Source organism: Streptomyces sp. MK7 (assembly GCF_032658145.1).
In the GTDB taxonomy this organism is placed as follows: Bacteria; Actinomycetota; Actinomycetes; order Streptomycetales; family Streptomycetaceae; genus Streptomyces; species Streptomyces spiralis.
Genome location: NZ_JAVACL010000001.1, coordinates 48,622 through 65,126, shown reverse-complemented (window position 1 = coordinate 65,126; position 16,505 = coordinate 48,622). Strand labels below are relative to the sequence as shown.

Annotated in this window: 16 protein-coding genes and 1 tRNA gene; 7 read left to right on the top strand and 10 right to left on the bottom strand. The window is 69.9% G+C overall.

The window, feature by feature from the left end:
• The first annotated feature begins 164 nt into the window (after window positions 1-164).
• Entirely contained in the window at window positions 165-890 is a 726-nt protein-coding gene (locus R2S09_RS00270) for a PE-PGRS family protein (protein ID WP_316739067.1), read from the top strand.
• Here the strand turns inward: R2S09_RS00270 and R2S09_RS00265 are convergent.
• From R2S09_RS00265 to R2S09_RS00245, 5 genes are all read right to left on the bottom strand, one after another.
• A complete protein-coding gene (locus tag R2S09_RS00265) occupies window positions 820-2,433 on the bottom strand; it encodes a PE-PGRS family protein (protein ID WP_316739065.1) in 1,614 nt (537 codons plus the stop codon). The genes R2S09_RS00270 and R2S09_RS00265 overlap by 71 nt on opposite strands.
• A gap of 81 nt (window positions 2,434-2,514) precedes the next feature.
• Window positions 2,515-3,267: a hypothetical protein gene (locus R2S09_RS00260; protein WP_316739064.1), complete on the bottom strand. Its 753-nt coding sequence runs from the start codon at window positions 3,265-3,267 to the stop codon at window positions 2,515-2,517.
• A gap of 391 nt (window positions 3,268-3,658) precedes the next feature.
• Window positions 3,659-3,732, bottom strand: a tRNA-Pro gene (locus R2S09_RS00255).
• A 33-nt stretch (window positions 3,733-3,765) separates the two neighbouring features.
• Complete coding sequence (locus tag R2S09_RS00250) at window positions 3,766-4,488, bottom strand: Pr6Pr family membrane protein (RefSeq protein WP_316739062.1); 723 nt, start codon at window positions 4,486-4,488, stop codon at window positions 3,766-3,768.
• A 212-nt stretch (window positions 4,489-4,700) separates the two neighbouring features.
• A complete protein-coding gene (locus tag R2S09_RS00245; protein WP_306188718.1) occupies window positions 4,701-5,627 on the bottom strand; it encodes a metallophosphoesterase in 927 nt (308 codons plus the stop codon).
• 218 nt (window positions 5,628-5,845) lie between these two features.
• Between R2S09_RS00245 and R2S09_RS00240 the strand changes: the two genes are divergently transcribed.
• Entirely contained in the window at window positions 5,846-6,310 is a 465-nt protein-coding gene (locus R2S09_RS00240) for a GatB/YqeY domain-containing protein (RefSeq protein ID WP_306188717.1), read from the top strand.
• A 187-nt stretch (window positions 6,311-6,497) separates the two neighbouring features.
• Here the strand turns inward: R2S09_RS00240 and R2S09_RS00235 are convergent, their stop codons facing one another.
• Window positions 6,498-8,786 carry a transglycosylase domain-containing protein gene (locus R2S09_RS00235; RefSeq protein ID WP_316739060.1) on the bottom strand — a complete coding sequence of 763 codons (2,289 nt, stop codon included), beginning with the start codon at window positions 8,784-8,786 and terminating at the stop codon, window positions 6,498-6,500.
• A 495-nt stretch (window positions 8,787-9,281) separates the two neighbouring features.
• Between R2S09_RS00235 and wblA the strand changes: the two genes are divergently transcribed.
• The gene (gene wblA, locus R2S09_RS00230) at window positions 9,282-9,620 is read left to right on the top strand and encodes a transcriptional regulator WblA (protein WP_030177205.1); all 339 of its coding nucleotides are present in this window, start codon (window positions 9,282-9,284) and stop codon (window positions 9,618-9,620) included.
• A gap of 23 nt (window positions 9,621-9,643) precedes the next feature.
• Here the strand turns inward: wblA and R2S09_RS00225 are convergent, their stop codons facing one another.
• Together R2S09_RS00225 and R2S09_RS00220 are read right to left on the bottom strand one after the other, a co-directional pair.
• Window positions 9,644-11,008, bottom strand: coding sequence for an ArsA family ATPase (locus R2S09_RS00225; RefSeq protein ID WP_306188715.1), 1,365 nt, complete (start codon window positions 11,006-11,008; stop codon window positions 9,644-9,646).
• Window positions 11,005-11,991, bottom strand: a complete 987-nt coding sequence (locus R2S09_RS00220; protein WP_316739059.1) for an ArsA-related P-loop ATPase — start codon at window positions 11,989-11,991, stop codon at window positions 11,005-11,007. Before R2S09_RS00220 ends, R2S09_RS00225 begins: the two co-directional genes overlap by 4 nt.
• Window positions 11,992-12,176: 185 nt before the next feature.
• Here R2S09_RS00220 and R2S09_RS00215 point away from each other — a divergent pair, with 185 nt between their 5' ends.
• The 4 genes from R2S09_RS00215 (at window position 12,177) to R2S09_RS00200 (ending at window position 14,715) form a co-directional block, all read left to right on the top strand.
• Window positions 12,177-12,335 carry a DUF4177 domain-containing protein gene (locus R2S09_RS00215; RefSeq protein WP_107473408.1) on the top strand — a complete coding sequence of 53 codons (159 nt, stop codon included), beginning with the start codon at window positions 12,177-12,179 and terminating at the stop codon, window positions 12,333-12,335.
• The gene (locus R2S09_RS00210; RefSeq protein ID WP_316739056.1) at window positions 12,332-12,796 is read left to right on the top strand and encodes a RidA family protein; all 465 of its coding nucleotides are present in this window, start codon (window positions 12,332-12,334) and stop codon (window positions 12,794-12,796) included. Before R2S09_RS00215 ends, R2S09_RS00210 begins: the two co-directional genes overlap by 4 nt.
• Window positions 12,797-12,965: 169 nt before the next feature.
• Window positions 12,966-13,838 (top strand): NUDIX domain-containing protein, encoded by an 873-nt coding sequence (locus tag R2S09_RS00205; RefSeq protein WP_306188712.1) that lies wholly within the window; start codon window positions 12,966-12,968, stop codon window positions 13,836-13,838.
• Between the two features lie 46 nt (window positions 13,839-13,884).
• Window positions 13,885-14,715 (top strand): MBL fold metallo-hydrolase, encoded by an 831-nt coding sequence (locus R2S09_RS00200; protein ID WP_316739054.1) that lies wholly within the window; start codon window positions 13,885-13,887, stop codon window positions 14,713-14,715.
• 85 nt (window positions 14,716-14,800) lie between these two features.
• Here R2S09_RS00200 and R2S09_RS00195 read toward each other — a convergent pair whose 3' ends face one another.
• Entirely contained in the window at window positions 14,801-15,550 is a 750-nt protein-coding gene (locus R2S09_RS00195; protein WP_316739053.1) for a nucleotidyltransferase domain-containing protein, read from the bottom strand.
• A 101-nt stretch (window positions 15,551-15,651) separates the two neighbouring features.
• Entirely contained in the window at window positions 15,652-16,326 is a 675-nt protein-coding gene (locus R2S09_RS00190; protein ID WP_028421034.1) for a Crp/Fnr family transcriptional regulator, read from the bottom strand.
• Window positions 16,327-16,505: the final 179 nt, after the last annotated feature.

Here is a 16,505-nt window from a genome sequence, read left to right as displayed (position 1 = left end):
CTTGTCAAGTCCGCTGGTCCGGCGACATGGACTCTGACTGAATGGTCTTCATGGAGACGGGTGAGGTATGGGCGTACCGGCCGAGTCCCAAGGCGATCGGCACGCCGGTCCACCGCGTGGAGATCGTTCGGATCGGGGGGCCGCGCCGCTACGGAGCTGTACATGTGCGGTTCCTGGACGGTGAGGAAGCCAGCGTGCAGGAGTGGGTGAACCCGGGCACTCTCGTGGTGCCCTGGAGTCAGGTCGATGTGTTCCGGGCGGACGACGAGCGTGAGGTGGCTGCCGCTGAGGCGTCATGCACGGTGCGTGGCAGCACCGAACTGGAAGCAGCGCGGCTCGTGTTCGGCTTCGTCAGGCCGAAGAACAGGGTCCGGCTGCGGCGCGGCAAGGTGGACGCGGGTGTCCTGGAGATCAAGGACCTCGACAGCACCGCCTCCTGGTTGGACCTCGACGCCGAGGAACTGCGTGCGGCTCCACTGCTCTTCGAGGACCGCGGCGGCCGGTGTATCGCGCCCTGGCCGGTCACCCGGCGCCTCGCGCGTCGCGTGGCCGAGAAGCTGGCGGACGAGGTGCTCCAGGAGCTGGCCCGGCGACACGAGACGCTCGCGCAGGACCAGTACCACCAGTATTCCTGGAACCGTCGCTTCAACGACAAGGAGCGCCGCGCCGAGGAGTCACTTCTGCGGGCGCTGGGGGAATGGTGCGGCCAGGAGAAGGCCGAACGCTACGACGAACTGGTCGCCCTGCGCGCTGAGGTCATCCGACTGGGCGAATTGGTCGAACGCGCCACCAAGGCACTCCGGGACCGTGGCCACGGCGTCATCGCCGCCACCATTGAGCGCGACCTTGGCGTCCATATCTCCAACCTTCGTCCCGGGGAGTCTCCGTGACTGGCTGGCGCTGTGATGGCGGGGGACTGTAGCGGAACTCTTCCTCAGGGCGGTATGGGCTCCACTTGCCGAGGAACGGCCTGAGGGCCTCGGGATCGGGATCGATGTCGAACTCCTCGGCCCCGAAGCCCGCGGGACCACGCGTCGGATCGATCGCTTCAGCCCTTACGCGGCCCCAGCGGACCCACTGTGCGAGCCGTTCAATCCGTACGGGATCACTATCCGCCGCAGCCGACTCCTCCAGTGCCGCGCAGAAGGCGCGGATGTCCTCGGCAGCGTGCCACCGCTCCAGGCCGTCCTGGAAAGTCCTTTCGCGATGCGCTTCCCGGGCCTTGACCCGGGCAGCATTCATCGCCTTCTCCCACCTGGCCCGCTGTTCGGCCTCCTCGCGCTTCCGCTGCTCCTCGCGTTTCTTCTGCTCCTCCACCCAGGCGCGGTGGGCCTGGCGGCTGGCTTCGGCCTGCGCCTCAAGGTCCTTGAAGACCGTGCGGACCTGCTTTTCCAGGGTCCGGACCCGCTTGGTGTCGGACCACTGGATGGGCGTGCCGTAGCTACTCGCCCGCGCCTCCAGCGTCAGTCGACCCGACGGCACGGAGTCGTACTTGGGCGTCACGCGTTGCCAGCTGTAGACCTTCCGCTGCCGCAGTTCCTCAGCCGTGGGGACGTGGGGCTTCTGCTCCTGCTCCTCCTTGAACGTCAACTCCCACGTTCCGCCATCGACTTGCACGCGCGGGCGGGGATGGCGCCGCTTCTTGTTGACGGAGAAGCCATGCCCTCGTGACAGTGCCTCCTCGGCCAGCGCGCGGATGAGATCCAGAGCACGAGGCAGGGCAGTGGTAGACACCTCCAGGGCAACCGGGTCCTGCTGGACCGCGCTGATGATGGCGTCCACGTCAGTGAGCGTCCGGCTGCGCTTGAGCCGCTCGCGGTTCCATGAGGTCTCGTCCGGGTTGTTGTCGTCGGCCAGCTGGACGACGAGATCGCCGCTGCCGTTGGTCCTGCCTGTGTACCGGAGATGATGGCCTGCCGGCACTGCCTTCTGCCGCTTGGCTGCATCGATCGCGCGCCGATAAGCGGCCCGCAGGTCATCCTTCGGATCTTCGACGCGCAAGGTGCCGCCTGCGGCGCGGATCTGAGCGATGAGTTCCTCGGCAGTGATGGTGATACGCGTCTTCCGTGCCAGCCGGGCGGGCGCCCCCGCCCGGCTGGCAGATTCTGCCTTCGCGTCAGCGGGGATAGAGTCCGTTTCCCGACGCTTGTCCTTGGCAGGCGTTGGCGATTTCGCTGACGGAAGCCGCGACGCGGTACGTTCCCTGTCCGGCAGGTCGGGGTGGCGCCCGTGCTCCAGGTAGTAGGTCCCCGCTTCGGTGATCTCCGCGCGCCACACACCGTTCTGGCGCGGCGTCGTGACGAGGCCCCGGCCGCGTAAGGCGTACACCGTCGTCGCCAGGTTAGAGTCCTTGGAGGTCACTGGCTCGCTGCCAGCACCGATGCGCTTCAGGACCGTAAGCTGCCGTTCGTTGAGCGCTGCCCACGTCTGCATGAGACAGATCACACCCGACCGGTAACACACCGCAACCGATACCGGGAAATGGCCCGGAGACACCAACTGCTCCTCGCTCCGTCAGGACCCATTGCCAAGCCTTTCCTGGAGCTCGGTGATACGCCGCTGGGTTGCTGCCGCGTTCTTCCGCTGACGCGCCAGCTTCGCCTCGGCAGCTGCCAGCTCCTGGCCGAGCCGCTCCCGATCAGCTGCCGCATGCTCACGGATAGTCCCGTCATCGCTGTACGCGGGCCCTACGCGCTCACTGCTCACCACTCCGCGACGCTCCCCGCAGTCCGGACAGTCGACGACACGAGCGGAGACATAGGCGTTATCGCGATGCTGAATGTAGGGGACCACGTGTTCACATCGGAGGGTGAGGTCCCAGGTATCGAGATCCTTCTTGCGCTCCTCGCGCGATGGCATGGAAGCGAAGATTTTGGCGATCCCCTCGATCTGCTTCGCGCTCAGGGGCGGTGGCGGACAACAGAAGCAGCAATGGGTCACGCGGGAGCCGTCGACGCTCCATCGGGCAGCTCTGCAGTCGGTGTGCCGCTCCCGGAACCGTCTGTCGGCTTCGTCGTACTCGCGTTTCTCTGATTCGGACATCTTCATGAGCGGTGGCCAGCTCCCCAGGTCGTCTCTCATGGGCGACCCGCAACCGCGACAAGGCTCACCAGCCACGTACTCAGCCCAGGTGAGCCGTGTGCCCTCGCGCTTCCACAGACCATCCCGCTCACGGCGTCGCTGGTCTTCCGCCTCGGCATCCAGCGCCGCGCGCTGAGCGCGTTTGGCTGCTCGCTGCCGACGCTGCTCCTCCGTGAGCTTGGCCATCGGCTTCATCCTCCTGGTCACCTATGTCTCCTGCAGGCCCACGGAGGCCAGGTTGCCGTCAGCGCCCGTGGCGTTGCTTGCCCAGGCGCCGGATGACTGCCTTTGCTCGGGTCAGGGATGGCAGTGGCCACCGAGCGACCGTTGCTGGTCGGGATTCAGTCGGACTTGCACGGACTGATCAGCGGGACGCCTCCGGGTCGTCTGGAGCGCTCAATTCGCGAAGGCGCACATGGGCATGACGCGGCGACGCGGTGATCAGGCTGGCTTGGCTGCAGCCACCTGGGAGACCCCGACCAAGATCTTCTCCCAGATTTCTCCCAAACGATCTCCAGGAACCACTCAGGGGCCCGACCCGCTGAGCGGATCAGGCCCCTGACCTGGTACTTCACCGTCGGGGTGGCGGGATTTGAACCCACGACCTCTTCGTCCCGAACGAAGCGCGCTGCCAAGCTGCGCTACACCCCGGTGTCGCTGCTTGTCGCGGCGACGACGTTTACTTTAGCCCACCGGTGGCCGGAGACGAAATCCGGTTTTCGTGCGGCGGCGGATCGGGTTCGGGCGGGTGTGGTCGGCGGCCACGAGGAGGACGGCCAGGGCGTAGAAGGAGAGGCCCAGGAGGAGGGCGTTGGCAAGGACGTGCTTGTAGCCGTGCTGGGCGACGTCGAGGAAGGGATAGAGGTAGCGGTCCGTCGCGCTCGGGGGGAGCAGTTCGCCGCGGGTGAGGGAGAAGGCCAGGTAGGCCAGGGGGTAGAGCAGCCACGGTGCCGCCTGGCGCAGACGCACAGGGGCGGGGGCGGTCAGCAGGAGCCAGTCCAGCAGGGTGGCGATCGGGACCGCCGTGTGGAGGAGGTGGCCGGCCACCGACTGCCACAGGGGGTGGGTGCCGGGGGTGCCCGTGATCGAGAACGGCGGGGAGGTGTCGGTCAGCAGCACATGGTGGACCAGGGCGGTGATCGTGACGTAGAGCACAACCGCTCCGGTCAGTGCCGCGGGTACGGGGCTGCGGGCGGCCCAGGCCCTGCGGGCCGAGAACGCGAGGACCAGCGCGACCAAGATGTTGCTCTGGATCGCGAAGTGACTCAGGACGCGCAGCGGGGGGCCGATCACCATGTCCGCGGTCACCGCCGCCGCGGCCGCCGCGGCGATCAGCAGGCGGTACGCCGCCGTCCACCGACGCCGGACGGGGGTCATCACCGCGGTCGCCGGGACGGTCGAGGGCATCAGTACGGAGATACCCGGGATCGCGGGGAGGTCCGGTATGTCTCGAGGGAATGAAGGTGCGGGGGGTGGCGGCGTTTCCGGTGGTGGTGCTGTTTCCGGTGGTGGTGGCGGTGTTTCCGGTGTGGGGGGTGTGGGGGCGGCGGTCATGACCTCACCGTAGGGAGGGAGGGCATGACCGGCGATCCGGGTGGGCTGGGCGGGTTACCCCGCGGCTACTCCCGCCCCACCAGCGTCAGCAGTGTCGCCTCCGGAGGGCAGGCGAAACGGACCGGGGTGTAGCGGTTGGTGCCGCAGCCGGCCGAGACGTGCAGGTAAGAGGTGCGGCCCTCGGACGTGTGCGTGGACAGACCCTTCACCCGGTCGGTGTCCAGGTCGCAGTTGGTGACCAGGGCGCCGTAGAAGGGGATGCAGAGCTGGCCGCCGTGGGTGTGGCCGGCCAGGATCAGGGGGTAGCCGTCCGCGGTGAAGGCGTCCAGGGAGCGCAGGTAGGGCGCGTGGACCACGCCCATCGAGAAGTCCGCCACGCCGGACGGGCCGCCTGCCACCTTCGCGTAGCGGTCCCGCTTGATGTGCGGGTCGTCCAGGCCGGTCAGCTCCACCGAGACGCCTTCGACCTTGAGGATCCCGCGCGTGTTGGTCAGGTTGAGCCAGCCCGCCTCCTCGAAGCCGTCGCGCAGGTCCTCCCACGGGTTGTGGATCGCGCCGACCACCGGGGCGTTGCCGTTCAGGCCGTGCCGGCCGCTGGCCTTCTCCAGCAGATAGCGGGCGGGGTTGCGCAGCTTCGGGCCGTAGTAGTCGTTGGAGCCGAAGACGTACGCGCCCGGGAACTCCATCAGGGGGCCCAGCGCGTCCAGCACCTCCGGTACGCCCTCCGGGTCCGAGAGGTTGTCCCCGGTGTTGATCACGAAGTCCGGGCGCAGACCGGCCAGCGAGCGCAGCCAGCGCTGCTTCTTGCGCTGGCCGCTGACCATGTGGATGTCGGAGACCTGCAGGACGCGCAGGGGGCGCGTGCCGGAGGGCAGGACCGGGACCGTCACCCGCCGCAGGCGGAAGGAGCGGGCCTCGAAGCCCGCCGAGTAGAGAAGACCGGCGGTCGCGACCGCCGTGATGCCCAGGGGAACTCGGTATCGCGCGCGCATGCGTCCATCGTCTCAGGAGCGTGCCGGGCAGCGGAAATTGGGCCGTGTACGACCGCCCTGTGCGACGGCCCTGTACGAACGCTCTGTACGGACGTCCGGTACGGATGCCCTGTACGGACGTTCTGCACGGACGCCGGTACGGACGGGCGGCGGCAACGCGCGCGGCATCCCGTAAATCCTCGCGCACCGGCGTTGCCGTACCTGCGACAATCAGGACCATGACCACGCTCAAGTCGAAGCTGCAGGAAGACCTCAACGCCGCGATCAAGGAGCGCGATGAGCTGCGCTCCTCGACGCTCCGGCTGACGCTCGCCGCGATCACCAAGGAGGAGGTCGCGGGCAAGGAGAAGCGCGTCCTCTCCGACGACGAGGTCCTCAAGGTGATCACCAAGGAGGCCAAGAAGCGCCGTGAGGCGGCCGACGCCTTCGCCCAGGGTGGTCGTACGGAGTCGGCCGAGCGTGAGAAGGCCGAGGGCGAGGTGCTGGCCGCCTACCTGCCCAAGCAGCTGTCCGACGACGAGCTGAACGCGATTGTCGCCCAGGCCGTCGAGGAGGCACGGGCCGCCGGTGCCGAGGGGCCGCGTGCCATGGGCGCGGTCATGAAGATCGTGAACCCGAAGGTCGCGGGCCAGGCCGAGGGCGGGCGGGTCGCCGCCGCGGTGAAGAAGCTGCTGGCCGGCTGATCCGGCCGTCCGTCCCCTCCGGCCGTTTCCGGTAGGGGCCCTTGGGGCGCGCAAGCGAAGGGGCGCCGGCTTTCCGCTGTGCGCCCCTTGCTCGTACGTTCGTACGTTCCCGTCGTCGTACGTCCCTGGCGTCGTACATTCCTGTCGCGTCAGCCGCGTCAGCCACCGTCAACCGAGCCGGCCACCGTCAACCGAGCCGGCCACCGTTCCCGTTCCCGCGTACGCCGCCGTCCTGGCCCTGGACGAAGCCATCCGGGATGGAGATGGTGGGTGACGGGTTCGGGCCGCCCCCGGTCGTGCCGCCGTTGGTCACGCCGCCGAAGAGGCCCCCGATGAGGCCGCCGTTGTCACGGTTGTTCCCGTCGCCGCCGTGGCCGCGCCCCTTGTTCTTGTCCTTGTCCTTCTCCTTGTCGGGGATGTCGACGAGGTGGAAGGACGGGGCCGGCTTGCCCTGAAGGGCGCCGGTCATCGCGTCCCGCCAGATCGGGCCGGGGACGTCGGCGCCGTAGACGAGGCCGTGCAGAACGCCGCCGATCCGGATGTTGGTCATCTGGACCTTCTGGGTGGCGCTGCCCACCCACACCGCGCCCGCCAGGTTCGGCGTGTAGCCGACGAACCAAGCATTCTTGCGCTCGTCGGTCGTACCCGTCTTACCGGCGTTGTCGCGGTCGGAGAGTCCGGCCAGCCGACCCGTACCGGAGTCGATCACGCCCTGCAGCAGCGTGTTGACGGTGTCCGCGGTCTTCACGGACATGGCGCGCGAGCAGGTCGACTTCGGGACCGCCAGGGACTTCTCCTGGCCGCCGATCTTCTGGGTGATCGACTCGATGGCGATCGGGGTGCAGTACACCCCGCGGGAGGCGAATGCGGCGTACGCCGTCGCCATCGTCAGCGGGGAGATGCCCTTGGAGCCGAGGGCGATGGCGGGCACCTGGGGCAGCTTCTCGCCGTTGCCCTGCACCACGTGCAGCTTGTCGGTCATGTTGACCACCGGGCACAGGCCTATGTCGGAGATCATCTGCACGAAGTAGGTGTTGACCGACTTTGCCATGGCCTCCTTCATGGCGTACGGGCCGTGCTCGGAGGTGCTCTCGTTCTCCACGTCCTGGTTGTAGGTGTTGACCCACTGCTTGCCGTCGCACGCCTGCACCGGGCTCGGGTACGGCATCTTGTACGGCGACGAGTACTCCTGCGTCGGCGGCTTGCCGCCCTCGATCGCCGCCGCCGCCACGAACGGCTTGAACGTCGAACCGGTCGGGAAGCCGAAGTTCGAGCCGCCCCGGTCGCTGCCGACGGAGTAGTTGATCTCGGTCTGGTCCTTGCCGTAGCCGTACGGCTTGGACTGGCCCATCGCCAGGACCTTGCCGGTGCCCGGCTCGACCAGCACGGCCGCCGCCGCGACCGGGTCCGACTGGTAGATGTGCTGCTTCAGCGAGGCCTGCACCGAGGCCTGGGCCTTCGGGTCCAGGGTGGTACGGATGGTCAGGCCGCCCTGGTTCCAGATCTTGGCCCGCTCGGTGCGGGTCTTGCCGAAGACCGGGTCGTTGAGGAAGACCTCCTCGACGTACTTGCAGAAGAAGCTCGAGTCCTTGACCGCGGTGATGCAGCCGCTTCGCGGCTGGGTGACCTTCAGGCCCAGCGGCTCCTTCTTCGCCTGGTCGGCCTCCGCCTGCGAGACGTCGCCGACCTCGGCCATGCGCTGGAGCACGACGTTGCGCCGCTTGGTGGCCTCCGCCTCGTCGTTGACCGGGTCGTAGCGGCTCGGTGACTGGACGATGCCGGCCAGCAGCGCCGCCTGGGGGAGGGTGAGATCCTTGGCGTGCTTGGAGAAGTAGCGCTGGGAGGCGGCCTCGATGCCGTAGGCCTGCTCACCGAAGAAGGTGATGTTCAGGTAGTTCTCGAGGATCTTCTTCTTGCCCAGCTCCTGCTCGACCTGGATCGCGTACTTCAGCTCCTTGACCTTGCGGCCGAGAGTCTGCTTGGTGGCCTGGGCGACCTTGGTGGGGTCGTCGCCCGCCTCCTCCACGAAGACGTTCTTCACGTACTGCTGGGTGAGCGTGGAGGCGCCCTGGGCGACCCCGCCGCTCTGCGCGTTCTTGTTGAGCGCGCGCAGCACGCCTTTCAGGTCGATCGCGCCGTGCTCGTAGAAGCGCGCGTCCTCGATGGCCACGATCGCCTTCTGCATGTACGGCGAGATGTCCTTCAGCTCCACCACCGTGCGGTCCCGGAAGTAGACCTGGGCGAGCGGCTGGCCCTGGCTGTCCAGGATGGTGGTGCGCTGGCTGAGCGGCGGACGCTTGAGGTTGGCCGGGATGTCGTCGAACCCCTGCACCGACCCCTTGGCCGCCAGGCCGAGCGCGCCGGCCGCGGGCAGCGCGATGCCGGCCATCACCGCCCCCGCGAGCACACTGACACCGAGGAACTTGGCGGCCTGCTGCGTGGGCGACAGGCCTCCGCCCGAGCGCTTCTTTGGCATGAGGGCAGCCTACGTTCTCATTCGCCGGACACGCGTACAGGCCTTGGCCTAAGCTGCTCTCAACTGTCACAGCAGTGCGGCCACGTATCAATACGTCCGGCGGCCTCGAAACGTTCCGGGTTCTCCCGACCTTTTTGGTCGGGGCGGTGACCGGGGGTGTTCTGGGGGCCTTCGAGGGAGTTGGTGCGGTGCCGACCGGGTGGCACGGCGCGCACGGCTCACGCGTGTGTGGCGTGCCCGAAATCGCCTTGTGTGCCACCTGGCGTCCGTTGTGGCGCAACAAAATCGTCCCGTTGTGCCGGGATTGTTGCGTATGTCGCCACCTCACTCCCGCGGGTGATCTGCCGCTAACCCATAGTCCGTTCGGGCCATTCAAGATTGGGCCCGCAGGGGGTGTTGCGCTGTGCCCACCTTCCGTAACGTCCTCAACTGGCGGCGGTGAATATGCCGCTGCCGCCGTGGGGGAGCCTCGATTCGGGAGAGGACGGCGCCGGTATGGGCTGGGTAACCGACTGGAGTGCGCAGGCGGCCTGCCGCACTACCGATCCGGATGAACTGTTCGTTCAGGGAGCAGCGCAGAACAGGGCCAAGGCAGTGTGCACCGGATGCCCGGTACGCACTGAATGCCTCGCCGACGCGCTCGACAACCGCGTCGAGTTCGGGGTCTGGGGAGGCATGACGGAGCGGGAGCGCCGCGCACTGCTGCGCCGGCGGCCGACCGTCACCTCGTGGCGCCGGCTGCTGGAGACCGCTCGTATGGAGTACGAGCGCGGGGCCGGCCTGGTGTCCCTCGACGACGACCAGGTGTACGAGAACTACGCGGCGGTGAGCTGAGGGCGCCCGTCGGGGTGCCTTTGTCACTCGCCGGGCTCGGGCAGCTCGCGGCGGTTGTCCGCGAGCCGGTCGCCGATGTCCCGCAGCCCCGCTAGGTCGTGCACGTCGCCGGGCAGCGCCGCCACTTCGGCCACCGCCACCTCGGGGTGCCGGGCGGTGAAGCGGTCACGCGTGCGCTGCTCGCGGGAGAGCAGCTGCATGCGCTCGGCGTGCAGCCTCAGCAGGCCGGCGGTCACCTGGTCGACGGCATCCACGGGCGTCTGGAGTGGGTCCCCGGACGCCTGGACGGGATCGGGAGAAGAAGGTGAAGATTCGGGGGAGTCCGAACCGCCATACGTTTCGGGAGAGTTACGAAGTCCAGCTTTCCCGTCTCCCTGATCCACAATGCGGGGCTCTTCAAGATTTTCCGCGGCGGCGAGCGCCCGCTCGGCCGACAGCTGGCCGGCACCGCTGCCATGGACACGGTTGAGCACCAGACCGGCCAGCGGCATCCTCTCCGCGGCCAGCCGCTCCACGAAGTACGCGGCCTCGCGCAGCGCGTCCCGCTCCGGGGCCGCGACCACCAGGAACGCCGTCCCGGGCGCCTGGAGCAGCTTGTACGTGGCGTCCGCGCGCGTACGGAAGCCACCGAACGTGGTGTCCATCGCGGCGACGAACGTCTGCACGTCCTTGAGCAGCTGACCGCCCAGCAGCTTGCCGAGGGTGCCGGTCATCATCGACATGCCGACGTTCAGGAACTTCATCCCCGCGCGCCCGCCCAGCTTCGCGGGCGCCGTCAGCAGCCGGATCAGCCGGCCGTCCAGGAAGGAGCCGAGCCGCTTCGGCGCGTCCAGGAAGTCCAGGGCCGAGCGGGAGGGAGGCGTGTCGACGACGATGAGGTCCCATTCGTCCCGGGCCCGCAGCTGCCCCAGCTTCTCCATCGCCATGTACTCCTGCGTGCCCGCGAAGCCCGCCGAGAGCGACTGGTAGAAGGGGTTGGCCAGGATCGCGGCCGCCCGCTCCGGATCCGCGTGCGCCTCGACGACCTCGTCGAAGGTGCGCTTCATGTCGAGCATCATGGCGTGCAGCTCGCCCTCGCCCTCGGTGCCCTTCACCCGGCGGGGGACGTTGTCGAGCGAGTCGATGCCCATGGACTGGGCCAGTCGGCGGGCCGGGTCGATCGTCAGGACCACCACCTTGCGGCCGCGCTCGGCGGCACGCAGCCCGAGGGCCGCCGCCGTCGTCGTCTTGCCGACACCGCCCGAGCCGCAGCACACCACGATCCGCGTATCCGGGTCGTCGAGCAGCGGATCGATGTCGAGCACGCGCGCGGGCGCGAGGCGACGGGCACCGTGTGACGTCTCCTGCGCGCGCGTGGTCTCCCGCGCGGGGGCCGGGTCCGGGCTCATGACATTCCCTGCAATCCCTGCTTGCGCAGCTCGGTCGCCAGTTCGTACAGGCCCGCCAAATCCATGCCTTCGGCGAACAGCGGCAGTTCGTGCAGCGGCAGACCCAGCTCGCTCAGGACGGACCGCTGCTCCTCCTCCAGGGCGTACCGCTCGGCGTACTCCTCCGCCTGCCCGAGCAGCGGCTCCACCAGCCGTTCCGCGTGTCCGCCGCGCCGTGCGCCGCCGAGCCCGGCGGCGGACAGCGACCGGGCGAGGGAGGCCCGCGGCACGGTCCGTACCAGTTCCAGATCGGCCGCGTCCAGCAGTTGCGGCCGCACCATGTTCACGATGACGCGCCCCACCGGCAGGCGTGCGGCGTGCAGTTCCGCGATGCCGTCCACGGTCTCCTGGACGGGCATCTCCTCCAGCAGCGTCACCAGGTGCACGGCCGTCTCGGCCGACTTCAGCACCCGCATCACCGCCTGGGCCTGATTGTGTATCGGGCCGATCTTGGCGAGCCCGGCCACCTCGTCGTTGACGTTGAGGAAGCGGGTGATGCGGCCGGTCGGCGGCGCGTCCATGACCACGTAGTCGTAGACGAACCGTCCGCCGCGGTCCTTGCGGCGCACCGCCTCGCACGCCTTGCCGGTCAGCAGGACGTCCCTGAGGCCCGGCGCGATGGTGGTGGCGAAGTCGATGGCGCCGAGCTTCTTCAGGGCCCGGCCCGCGCCGCCCAGCTTGTAGAACATCTGGAGGTAGTCCAGCAGAGCCAGTTCGGGGTCTATGGCGAGTGCGTACACCTCCCCGCCCCCGGGAGCGACGGCGATCTTCCGTTCCTCATAGGGCAGCGCCTCCGTTTCGAAGAGCTGTGCGATGCCCTGCCGACCCTCGACCTCGACGAGGAGCGTCCGCTTCCCCTCCGTGGCCAGGGCCAGCGCGAGGGCGGCGGCGACCGTCGTCTTTCCGGTCCCGCCCTTGCCGCTGACGACCTGGAGCCTGCTCACGCCTTCGAGACTAACCAGTCCGCGCTCCGGGCACGCGGGAGGCTGTGGACAACTGCCGTCGTGGTCGGCCTCCCGCCCTGTGGAACCTGTGGACGACCACCACCGCCGTCGGCCGTGTGCCCGGCGGACGACCACCGTACGGTCGGCCGCGTGCCCGGCGGACCACAGCGGATACAGTCGGCCACATGAAGAAGTGGGAATACGCGACCGTGCCGCTGCTCGTCCACGCCACGAAGCAGATTCTGGACACCTGGGGCGAGGACGGCTGGGAGCTCGTCCAGGTCGTGCCCGGGCCGAACCCCGAGCAGCTGGTGGCCTACCTGAAGCGGGAGAAGCAGGCATGAGCGCGGTCGAGGCCAAGCTGGCCGAACTCGGTCTGACGCTGCCGGAGGTCGTGCCTCCGCTGGCCGCCTACCAGCCCGCCGTGCAGTCCGGGCCGTACGTCTACACCGCCGGCCAGCTGCCGATGGTCGAGGGCAAGCTGCCGGTCACCGGGAAGGTGGGCCTGGAGGTCACCCCGGAGGAGGCCAAGGAGCTGGCCCGCACCTGCGCGCTGAACGCGCTCGCGGCCGTCAAGTCCGTCGCGGGCGACCTGGACCGCATCGCGCGCGTGGTGAAGGTCGTGGGCTTCGTCGCCTCGGCCGCGGACTTCACCGGCCAGCCCGGCGTCGTCAACGGCGCCAGCGAGCTGCTGGGCGAGGTCCTGGGCGACAAGGGCGTGCACGCGCGCAGCGCGGTCGGCGTGGCGGTGCTGCCGCTGGACGCGCCGGTGGAGGTGGAGATCCAGGTCGAGCTGGTGCCGTAGCGGACGGTGCCGGTGCTTGCCGGCCGCACCGGACGGTGCCGCAGCGGACCGACGCACCGGGGCTCGCGGCGGGCACAGGGCCCTCGCCGAGATCGCGGGAACCTCCCCCGCAGGCCCCTGACCTCGGGCACCTCTCGAACATTCGCCCACCACGGGATAGCCTCCGGCCATGGCGAATGGGCAGTGGTTTCCCCCGGACTGGCCGGACCGCATCCGCGCGCTCGCGGACGGCACCCTCACACCGGTCACGCCCAGGCGCGCGGCCACCGTCATGCTCCTGCGGGACACCGATGCCGGGCCCGCCGTGCACATGCTGCGCAGACGCGCCTCCATGGCCTTCGCCGGAGGCGCGTACGCGTACCCCGGCGGGGGAGTCGACCCCCGCGACGACGACCTCCGGGTCCGCTGGGCGGGTCCCACGCGCGCGTGGTGGGCCGACCGGCTCGGCGTGGCGGAGACGGAGGCCCAGGCGATCGTCTGCGCGGCCGTCCGGGAGACCTACGAGGAGGCGGGCGTCCTGCTCGCCGGCCCGGACCCGGACTCGGTCGTCGGCGACACCACGGGACCGGACTGGGAGGCCGACCGTGCCGCCCTGGTCGCCCGTGAGCTGTCCTTCGCGGAGTTCCTGGACCGCAGGGGCCTGGCGCTGCGCTCGGACCTGCTGGGCGCCTGGACGCGGTGGATCACCCCCGAGTTCGAACACCGCCGCTACGACACCTGGTTCTTCGTCGCCGCCCTCCCCGAGGGCCAGCGCACCCGGAACGCCTCCACGGAGGCCGACCGCACGGTGTGGATCCGCCCCGAGGACGCGGCGGCCGGATACGACAAGGGCGAGCTGCTGATGCTGCCGCCGACCGTCGCCACCCTGCGCCAGCTGGTCGCCTACGGCTCTCCCGCCGAGGCCCTCGCGGCCGCGCCGGCCCGCGATCTCACCCCCGTGCTCGCCCGGGCCCGCCTGGTCGGCGACGAGGTCGTTTTGTCCTGGCCGGGCCACGACGAGTTCACCAAGCACATCCCCAACGGCGGCACGGCACCCGCGTGACGGCGCGCCGGCCCCGCCCGACCGACGCCCAGGAAGGTCCCCTCGCATGACGGACGCATCAGCGCTCCCCGGCCGGCCCCGGGGCGGCGTCCTCTCCGGCCCCGCCACCGCGCGGGCCGTCAACGTCCTCGCGCCCAACGCCTCCGCCATGACCCTGGACGGCACCAACACCTGGATCGTCTCCGAGCCCGACTCCGAGCTGGCCCTCGTCATCGACCCGGGTCCGCTGGACGAGGGCCACCTGAGCAATGTCGTCGGCACCGCCGAGAAGGCCGGCAAGCGGATCGCCCTGACCCTGCTGACCCACGGTCACCCCGACCACGCGGAGGGCGCGGCTCGCTTCGCCGAACTGACCCGCACGCGCGTGCGTGCCCTGGATCCGGCCCTGCGGCTGGGCGAGGAGGGCCTGGGCGCCGGCGACGCGATCGCCCTGGACGGCCTGGAGTTGCGGGTCGTACCGACCCCCGGCCACACCGCGGACTCGCTCTGCTTCCACCTCCCGGCCGACCGGGCCGTCCTCACCGGCGACACGATCCTGGGCCGCGGCACGACGGTCGTGGCCCATCCCGACGGCCGCCTCGGCGACTACCTGGACTCGCTGCGGCGGCTCAGGTCCCTGACGGTCGACGACGGCGTGCACACGGTGCTCCCGGGGCACGGACCCGTCCTGGAGGACGCCCAGGGCGCCGTCGAGTACTACCTCGCCCACCGCGCCCATCGGCTAGCCCAGGTCGAGACGGCCGTCGAGGACGGCTACCGCACCCCGGTCGACATCGTCGCCCACGTCTATGCCGACGTCGACCGCTCCCTGTGGCCGGCGGCCGAGCTGTCGGTCCGGGCCCAGCTGGACTACCTGGAGGAACACGGACTGATCTAGGGGGATCCAGGGGGTGTCCCGCCGATCACGCGGGGCTCGCGGCACCAGCCACCGTTCCCCGATCCGCCTGATCGACGAGACACCTCTAGGGCCTGGGTGCCTTGACGCCGTGCACGCGCGCGTACTCCCCGGCGAGCCAGGGGCCGAGATCGTCCACGTAGGTGCGCAGCACGGCGGGGTCGCCGACCGGGTCGTAGCCGTACGCGGCCGCCGTACGCAGCTGGGCGGACCGCGCCGGGTAGTACGCGCCGAAGGCGGCGGCCATCTGGTGGAGGTCGCTGGTCCAGCCGCGCCAGCGGCCCATGACCAGGGTGAAGCCGGTTCTGACCAGATGCCGGGACATGAACCGCACCAGGGGCCTGCGGGCCTCCTCGGTGTCCTCCGCGGCCGCGATACGTGCCCGCCAGCGGGGGAGGAAGAGGGCCAGGTCCCCGTTGGTCTCGCGGGCCAGCAGCGCGTCGTCGGGGCGGTAGCCGGGGAGGCAGGCCGCGAGGTCCTGCCCCAGCAGGGGCGTGCACAGGCAGGCGACGAACCACCCGAGGTCGTACCGATCCAGGTCGCTCAGCAGCCGCTCCCGGCCGAAGAGCAGGGCGCCGACGCCGTCGATCTGCGGGAACTCCGCGTCCAGCGCCGTACCCAGCGCACTCGCCCGCCGCCGGTCCGCGTCCGTCGGCTCGTCCCGCAGCGCGACCAGCAGGTCCAGGTCGCTTCGTCCCACGCGCGCGGTGCCGCGGGGGATCGACCCGTAGAGGTAGGCGCTGTGCAGGCGGGAGCCGTAGATCTCCGGCAGCCGGTCGCGGGCGGCCGCCACGACGGGGCGGAAGGCGTGCGGCACGCGCGCGAGGGAACCCTCGCGCGCGATGTATCCCTCCGGGGTGAGCCCTGGGGAGCGTCCCTTGAGCGGGAACTCGGCCGGGATGTGCCGGTGGTGCGCTGTCAGCGGGACCTCTTGGCCAGCCGCTCCACGTCCAGCAGGATGACCGCGCGCGCCTCCAGACGGAGCCAGCCGCGCTGGGCGAAGTCGGCCAGGGCCTTGTTGACGGTCTCGCGGGACGCGCCGACCAGCTGGGCCAGCTCCTCCTGCGTCAGGTCGTGCACGACGTGGATGCCCTCCTCGGACTGCACCCCGAAGCGGCGCGAGAGGTCCAGCAGGGCGCGGGCGACACGGCCCGGCACGTCGGAGAAGACCAGGTCGGACATCTGGTCGTTGGTCTTGCGCAGGCGCCGGGCGACGGCGCGCAGCAGGGCGCCGGCCACCTCGGGCCGGGCGTTGAGCCAGGGCTGGAGGTCGCCGTGGCCGAGGGCGAGCATCTTGACCTCGGTCAGCGCGGTCGCCGTCGCGGTGCGGGGGCCGGGGTCGAAGAGGGACAGTTCGCCGATGAGCTCGCCGGGCCCCACGACGGCCAGCATGTTCTCGCGGCCGTCGGGGGAGGTGCGGTGCAGCTTCACCTTGCCCTCGGTGACCACATAAAGACGGTCGCCCGGGTCGCCCTCGTGGAACAGGGAGTCGCCACGGGCGAGAGTCACCTCCGTCATGGAGGCGCGAAGCTCCGCGGCCTGCTCGTCGTCGAGCGCCGCGAAGAGCGGATTCCGCCGCAGAACGTCGTCCACGAGTTCTCTCCTTGTCGACCTGCTCAGGGGATCTTGCTCCCCCGGTGCGCCAGGGGACCGTGTTCCCCATTTTGCCGGACGGTCCAAACAGTGTGATCTGTCACAAGGATGCCGCACAGGTGTCCCGGGGTACGCGGCAGGGGTCCGATCGGACGCCGATCTTCGGGGTCCCGGGCGGA

Excerpts from the sequence above, each read along its gene's own strand:
- R2S09_RS00265 (WP_316739065.1), bottom strand. The coding sequence starts at position 2,433 with ATGCAGACGTGGGCAGCGCTCAACGAACGGCAGCTTACGGTCCTGAAG.
- R2S09_RS00260 (WP_316739064.1), bottom strand. The coding sequence starts at position 3,267 with ATGGCCAAGCTCACGGAGGAGCAGCGTCGGCAGCGAGCAGCCAAACGC.
- R2S09_RS00250 (WP_316739062.1), bottom strand. The coding sequence starts at position 4,488 with ATGCCCTCGACCGTCCCGGCGACCGCGGTGATGACCCCCGTCCGGCGT.
- R2S09_RS00245 (WP_306188718.1), bottom strand. The coding sequence starts at position 5,627 with ATGCGCGCGCGATACCGAGTTCCCCTGGGCATCACGGCGGTCGCGACC.
- R2S09_RS00240 (WP_306188717.1), top strand. The coding sequence starts at position 5,846 with ATGACCACGCTCAAGTCGAAGCTGCAGGAAGACCTCAACGCCGCGATC.
- R2S09_RS00235 (WP_316739060.1), bottom strand. The coding sequence starts at position 8,786 with ATGCCAAAGAAGCGCTCGGGCGGAGGCCTGTCGCCCACGCAGCAGGCC.
- wblA (WP_030177205.1), top strand. The coding sequence starts at position 9,282 with ATGGGCTGGGTAACCGACTGGAGTGCGCAGGCGGCCTGCCGCACTACC.
- R2S09_RS00225 (WP_306188715.1), bottom strand. The coding sequence starts at position 11,008 with ATGAGCCCGGACCCGGCCCCCGCGCGGGAGACCACGCGCGCGCAGGAG.
- R2S09_RS00215 (WP_107473408.1), top strand. The coding sequence starts at position 12,177 with ATGAAGAAGTGGGAATACGCGACCGTGCCGCTGCTCGTCCACGCCACG.
- R2S09_RS00210 (WP_316739056.1), top strand. The coding sequence starts at position 12,332 with ATGAGCGCGGTCGAGGCCAAGCTGGCCGAACTCGGTCTGACGCTGCCG.
- R2S09_RS00205 (WP_306188712.1), top strand. The coding sequence starts at position 12,966 with ATGGCGAATGGGCAGTGGTTTCCCCCGGACTGGCCGGACCGCATCCGC.
- R2S09_RS00200 (WP_316739054.1), top strand. The coding sequence starts at position 13,885 with ATGACGGACGCATCAGCGCTCCCCGGCCGGCCCCGGGGCGGCGTCCTC.